Here is a 6,315-nt window from a genome sequence, read left to right as displayed (position 1 = left end):
CGCGGACGCCCGCCCACCGTCCGCTCGGTCCGCGCGCTGGTCCTGCACCTCGCCCGTGAGAACTCCTCATGGGGGTATCGCCGGATCCACGGTGAACTCGCGACCCTGGCATCAAGGTCGCCGCATCCACCGTCTGGGAGATCCTCCGCGAGCACGGCGTCCCGCCCGCGCCGGAACGACACAGCACGACGTGGGCCGACTTCCTTCGCAGCCAGGCCGACGCACTGCTCGCGTGCGACTTCTTCGAGACCCGCACCCTGACCGGGGCACGCCTGTACGTCTTTGCCGTCATCGAGCACTCCACCCGGCGCATCCGGGTCCTGGGCGTAACCGCGCACCCCACCGCGCAGTGGGTCGTCCAGGTCGGACGCAATCTCCTCATAGACCTCGAGGACGCGGGCAGCAGATCCAGGTTCTTGATCCGCGACCGCGACTCCAAGTTCACGCAGGCCTTCGACGCCGTGCTCGCCGACGCCGGACTCAGGATCGTCAGAAGCGGTGTACGGATGCCGCGGATGAACTCCATCATGGAGCGCTGGATTCAGACCTGCCGACCCGAACTCCTGGACTGAACCCTGATCTGGAACCAGAGCCACCTTCTACACGCGCTCCGCGAGTTCGAGACCTTCTACAACGAGCATCGACCGCACAGAACGTTGGAGCACGCCGCTCCGCTCCGCCCGCTACCCGAGCCGATCAGCGCGCCAGGACACATCAGCCACCTGGAGGTCCGCCGCCCAGACCGCCTCGGCGGAACCCTTCACGAGTACCGACACGCCGCTTGACCAGGCCGGATAATTAGCCGGCACCCGCAGAGTCACGCCTTCAGGTAGAGCTGCTCAGCTTCCAAGATCACGACGCCCAGTGAGCTGTCGTAGGGCCAGGAGTCAGCGACCACGTGACCGGCTCCGCGCAAGCGCTGTGCCTTAGGCGGAAGTTGCGATGACGAGAGTTGCTGCGCCATCTGTGTCAGCTGCTCACGGATCGAGGCCAGCTGTTTGGCGCTGCTCACGCGGCCCTGGCCCGCGGCATGCCGTTCCAGCTCCTCGTCGATCCCCGACAGGGCCTGCGTGGTCGCATTGAGAGCTTTTTGCGCGGTTGTCTCGGACACTATGGCTCCAGCAAGTCCCTGTCGGGGTTCAATACATAGGTCTGTTTTCCCCCGCCAGGGTACCCGACGCCTTGGGGCCCGACTCGGCCCTCGATGATGGGTGCCCCCGGCCGAATCTTCCATTGCTTGAGGAACGAGAACTGATTCCAGGACGCCTTGACGGCGATCTCCTCTCGGGTGGCCGGCCATTGCGTTGTCAGATAACGTCCGCGCGCCCAGGCGTTCTCGTTGTCGTAGAAGCGCATTCCGTAGTCGCTGTCGCCAGCTCGGCGCACACTGAGCGTGCCGTCTTCGAAGGACTGCATGACCTGAATGCGGAAGGCGCGGGGAACACCGGCTTCCCGCAGTAGCTTCGAGGCTTCCTTGGTGCCGGCATACGGGTCCGGGCCGAAGGGTTCCGCGCTGCCGGTCTTGCATGGAGACAGGCCGAGCGGATCGGTCCAGGCATGCGGGTTGGTGACGTAGGCGACCGGGTTTGGGGCCGGAGCGAGTCCGAGTGGGTCAGGGGTGAGGTAGCGAGCCGATTCGGGGTCGTAGTATCGGAAGTAGTTGTAGTGGAGCCCGGTTTCGGGGTCGTCGTACTGGCCGGGGAAGCGCAGTGGCGTGTGCGCCGTGCTGTCGGATCCCCAGGACGTCGTGCCCCAGAGAGTGGAGCGGGTGCGCCAGGCGATGTCGCCGGTTTCGTCGACGAGTTCTGTCGGCGTTCCGACGAGGTCGGTGACGATCGCGAAGAAGCGGGAGTCGATCTCCTGCTGTGGCGCGTCTGGGGCCGTGACGCGTTCGGTCTGGGCGATGGGGTGCAGGCCCTCGTGATCCCAGGTGAGCGTGACGGGGTTGGGCGAGTCCGGCGTGCTGGTGGTCTGTTCGCAGAGAGTGGCGCCGTCCCAGGTGAAGTCGGTCTGTTCGACGACTGTTTCGTTGTCACCCGCCAGGCGCTGCTTGGCGACGCGACGGCCGAGCGCGTCGTAGAGGTATCGCCAGCAGACGCCGTCCGGTGTGATGACGGAGACGAGGCGGTCTTCGGTGTCCCAGGTGTAGCGCCAGGTGTCAGGCTTACGTGACAGGCGTGTCTTCTGGCGCAGAGTGATGCGGCCGGCCGCGTCGTGTTCGTAGCGGACGTTTCCGGCTCGGGTAAGACTCGTGCCGGTATAGGTGCGCGGCCCGGTGGCTTCATGGCCGGGGTGCGTGGCAGGCCAGGAGGCGTCGGTCTGGTTGCCCGCCTCGTCGTAGGCATACCGCTCTGTCCAGCCTGCTGCGTGGACAGTGGTCACGCGGCCCGCCGTATCGAGGTCGAATCGGCTCGTGCCGTTCAGCTGGTCGTCGATACCGGTGAGACGGCCGTCGGCGCGGTAGGAGTAGGCGCGCTGCTGCAGGTTGTGACCGGCAGTGCGGTCTGTCACTGACTGCGCGGTCAGACGGCCCAGTTCGTCAAATGCGTTCGCCAGGGTGAGGGTGCCATCGAAATGACGGCTCAGCTCCCGGCCCACCGGGTCGCGATCGAAGGTGATCGTGTGGTCTGCGCTGGTCCGTTCGATGCAGTTGCCGGCCTCGTCGTAGCGCCAGGTGCTGGTCATGCCGGTGGGGGTGGTGCGCAGGGTGCGCCGCCCCATGGGGTCGTAGCGGTACGTGACGGTGCGCCCGTTGACCGTCTCGGACAGCAGGCGACCGGCGGCATCGTGCTCCCGATTCACCGTCGCGTCGGGGGTGATGGCCATGGCGAGCTCGCCGTTGGCCATGTAGGCGAAGGTGGTGACCTTGTCGCCGTCCCTCTGCCGGATGATCTGTCCGAGCACGTCACGCTCGAAGTGGATGTCCTGACCGAGTGCGTTGGTGCGGGCGGTGAGGCGACCCACCGGGTCGTAGGAGTAGCCGAGGACGCGGTTGTCGAAGTCCACTTCGGAGACGAGGCGCCCGGCTGCGTCGAACTGATAACTCCAGTTCAGACCCTGGGGGTTGGTGACCTTGGTGAGGCGCAGCTCGGAGTCGTGTGTGAAGGAGTGACGCACGCCGTCCGGTCCGGTGCGGGCAGACAGCAGGTCGAAGTGGGTGTACTCGAATCGGTGGACCGCGCCCATGGCGTCGGTGTGGGAGGTGCAGTTGCCCTCGCCGTCGTACGTCCACGACTCGGTGCTGCCGTCCGCAGCGGTGCGGCGGGCGAGCTTGCCTTCCAGTGTCCACTCGAAGCGGGTCTCGTTTCCGAGCGGGTCGGTCAGCGTGGCGGGCCGTCCGAACGCGTTGCGCTCGTAGCGGGTCTCTGCGCCGAGCGGGTCAGTCGTCGCGACAGGCAGGCCCGCACGGTCGCAGCGGATGCAGGTGCTGTGGCCGAAGGGGTCGGTGATCGACGTCAGATGCCCGGACTTGTTGTAGGAGAAGTGAGTCGTCGCGGTGGCAGCGTCGGTGATCGCGGTGCGGTTGCCGCGTTCGTCGTACGCGTAGTGCCAGATGACGCCCTCTGGGCCGGTAACCGTCGTTGGCAGCCCGAGATCGTTGTACTCGACGTGCGTCTCGCTGCCGTCCGCACGAACGACCGACGTCAGCTGTCCGGACTGGTCGTAGCGGTAGCGGTTGGTATTGCCCAGGGCATCGGTGACGGCGGTCAGGTGGTGAGCAGCGTCCCATTCATGGCTGGTGGTGTGGCCAAGCGGGTCGGTCTCCCTGACGAGGCGGAATGCCTCGTTGTGCTCATAGCGGGTGGTGTGACCGAGGGAGTCGGTGACGGTGGTGGTGCGGGTGGCGTCGTCGTAGGCGAGGCTGCCGGAGAGGAAGCCGCCGCTGCCCTCGGTACGCACGACCCGGCCTCGTTCGTCGTACAGGTACGTATACGAGGAGTCGTTGCGGTCGGTCCACGAGGTGATCCGGCCCGCGTCGTCGTAGGTGAACCGCGTGGGCAGTCCGGAGGAGTTGATGACCTCCGCGAGGTGGCCGTGGTCGTTGTAGCTGTAGGACAGCAGGGTTGTCCCGCGGTTATGCGGATGCTCGGTATCCAGCAGGCGTATGGCGCTGATGCGGGGCAGGGTGGCGTGGCGGTCGAGGGCGATGCGGTAGCCGCCGGAATGGGTGACCCGGGTGGGGGCGCCATCGTCGGCGTATTGGACAGTGATGCGCTGGCCGTTGCGGTCCACGATGGCCTGCAGGGGCAGGTCCACGGCCTCGCCGTCGTCGATGGCCTGCGGCGTGTGGAAGACGTAGCCGAGCCCGGACGCCGGGTCGCTCACGCGGAGCGCGCCGTCCGTCTCTGTGTCCCAGGTCAACGGCAGACGCGTGCCGTTGTCGGGATGTACTGGTTCGTCGCTGTCGGGGGCAAGGAGCGGGTAGGTGAGCCGGGCCCCGTCGGCTGTGGCGTAGGTGATGCCGCCGTCGGAGACCTGCAGACGCTGGTCGAGGGTGGAGGCCCAGGAGGGGCCGAACCAGCCGCCCCACCGGTAGGAGGAGATGTGGGTGCGCTGCAGGACCAGGGGCAGGGCGCCCGAGAGTTCGACGTCGGTCTGTGGCAGCAGCATGTCGCCGGTGGCCACGTCGATCGGATCGAGCTTGCACTCCTTCTCCGCCGCGCGGATGCCGGCTTCGAGCTTCTCGGCCTCGCCGGGCTGCAGCTTGAGCTTGGAGAGATCGGAGCCGCCGAGCTTCAATGCCTTGCCGAGCTTTGCGAGTTCGCTGGGCTTGAGGGCCTTGAGGCCCTTACCGAGGGCCTTGCCCAGCACACCGAAGCCGACTCCCATAACGGCGCCCTCGGTCAGTATCCCGGCCAGCTTCTCCGGGTCCTTGAACGCGCCGGGATCCTCAAGAGCGGTGGAGAAGGCGCTGAACTTCATGCCCTCCTTGGCCATCTTGCCAGCCGCCGCGATCGCCTTGATGTCTTTGAGCGCCTTCAGCGCGCGCTCCAGCCCCCGGATGACCGACAGCACGCCGCGCACCGCCGCCCCCAGCGCCGTACCCTCCTCCTCGATCCGCCCCACCAGCGCGACGACCTTCAGCGCCCGCTCGCCGGCCATCAGGTTGGACGCCACCTCCGAGGCCCCTGCGGTCAGGATGGACAGAGCCAGGCCCGCTATCTCGAACTCGACGATCTCCGCGAGGATCACACCGATCTCGGAGAGCATCTCGTGCGCCTTGTCGGCGAATTTATCCAGCGCCTTCGCGCCCTCCCGCAGGGAGTCCGCCATATCGGTGGCGTTCTTGCGCGCGTTCTTGGCCCGCTTGTGGAACGCCTTGGCGGTCTTGCCCTCCCACACCACGTCCGCGAGCGCTCGCTCGGCGTCACCGGCCGCGTCGTCGAGCGCGGTGGCCAGGTGCCGCCACTTCTTGGCAATCTTGCGGACACCGTCCGGGTCCACCGCCGGATCGGAGATCCCCAGGAACTCCAGCCCGCTCGCGACACTGTCGCCGAACATGTGATTGAACTTGTTGACGTAGTGCAGTGGGTTGAGGTCGACCACGGTGCGTCTCAGCCCTTCTTGCCGCGGGCAGCGGCGGCCAGGAGCACGTCCAGCAGATCGAAGGCGTCAGACACCTCGCCCATCAGCTTCGCCTCGGCGTGCCACTCCTCCTCCAGCTCGTGGGTGAGCTTGGCCAGCTTGTGCATGCCCTCGCGTACGTCCTCCGTGGCGCTGAGCAGGGCCCCGAGCTTGCCGAGCGCGCCGAGGTCGTTCGACTCTTCCTTGAACTCGTGCAACGGCTTAGTCGTGTGATGCGGTACCTTGCGCAACGCCGACGCCGCCTTGTCCAGCGACTCGGCTTCCTTCTTCAGGTCCGACACGAAGCGCTGCCCCCACCCGTTGCTCTGTGCACATGCCAACCGAGCGACCCTAACCGGATCGGTTTTTCAAAGGGCAAGGATCGTCCCAAGCCAAGGTAAAGATGGCCGCTGCGAACTGGTGGGGAAGCCTCCCCGATCACGCTTTAGGCTGCGCTCCTGCAACGGATCACGGCTGGGAGCGCGGATGCGGAAGGGGAGCCGCTGTGTCCCGCCCAGTTGAGGGGTGTCGTGGAGCGGCTCATAGCAGTCGGCCAGTGGCAGGCCGGGGACCCCTCCCGCACCGCGACATGGTGGCCGACGTTCCGGGCTGGCCCTCCTTCGTCGCGCCGCGCAGCCGGACGCCGGGGTGCCGGCCGGGCGTGCCGCGTCGGACATGACGACGCCGGCGTGAGCCTCCAGCCTTTCGCGGATACGCAAGCGCGCCCGGACCAACCGGTCCGGGCGCGAC

The 6,315-nt window shown here is 67.0% G+C and carries 3 protein-coding genes and 1 pseudogene; 1 reads left to right on the top strand and 3 read right to left on the bottom strand.

Features of this window, described 5'->3' with window-relative positions:
• Window positions 1–785: pseudogene (locus AB0D27_RS44940) on the top strand (integrase core domain-containing protein); the annotation flags it as partial.
• A 32-nt stretch (window positions 786–817) separates the two neighbouring features.
• On the opposite strand, the gene AB0D27_RS44935 reads toward AB0D27_RS44940, so the two are convergent.
• From AB0D27_RS44935 to AB0D27_RS44925, 3 genes are read right to left on the bottom strand one after another with little or no spacing between them, the layout of a single operon-like run.
• On the bottom strand, window positions 818–1,111 hold the full coding sequence (locus AB0D27_RS44935; RefSeq protein WP_362521337.1) for a hypothetical protein: 294 nt from the start codon (window positions 1,109–1,111) through the stop codon (window positions 818–820).
• On the bottom strand, window positions 1,111–5,547 hold the full coding sequence (locus tag AB0D27_RS44930; RefSeq protein ID WP_362521335.1) for a DUF6531 domain-containing protein: 4,437 nt from the start codon (window positions 5,545–5,547) through the stop codon (window positions 1,111–1,113). Before AB0D27_RS44930 ends, AB0D27_RS44935 begins: the two co-directional genes overlap by 1 nt.
• An 8-nt stretch (window positions 5,548–5,555) precedes the next feature.
• The gene (locus AB0D27_RS44925) at window positions 5,556–5,867 is read right to left on the bottom strand and encodes a hypothetical protein (RefSeq protein ID WP_362521332.1); all 312 of its coding nucleotides are present in this window, start codon (window positions 5,865–5,867) and stop codon (window positions 5,556–5,558) included.
• Window positions 5,868–6,315: the final 448 nt, after the last annotated feature.

The sequence above is a fragment of the Streptomyces sp. NPDC048415 genome, assembly GCF_040651675.1.
Lineage (GTDB): Bacteria > Actinomycetota > Actinomycetes > Streptomycetales > Streptomycetaceae > Streptomyces.
Note: the sequence above shows the minus strand (reverse complement) of the source record. Positions and strands in the feature narration are given on the sequence as shown.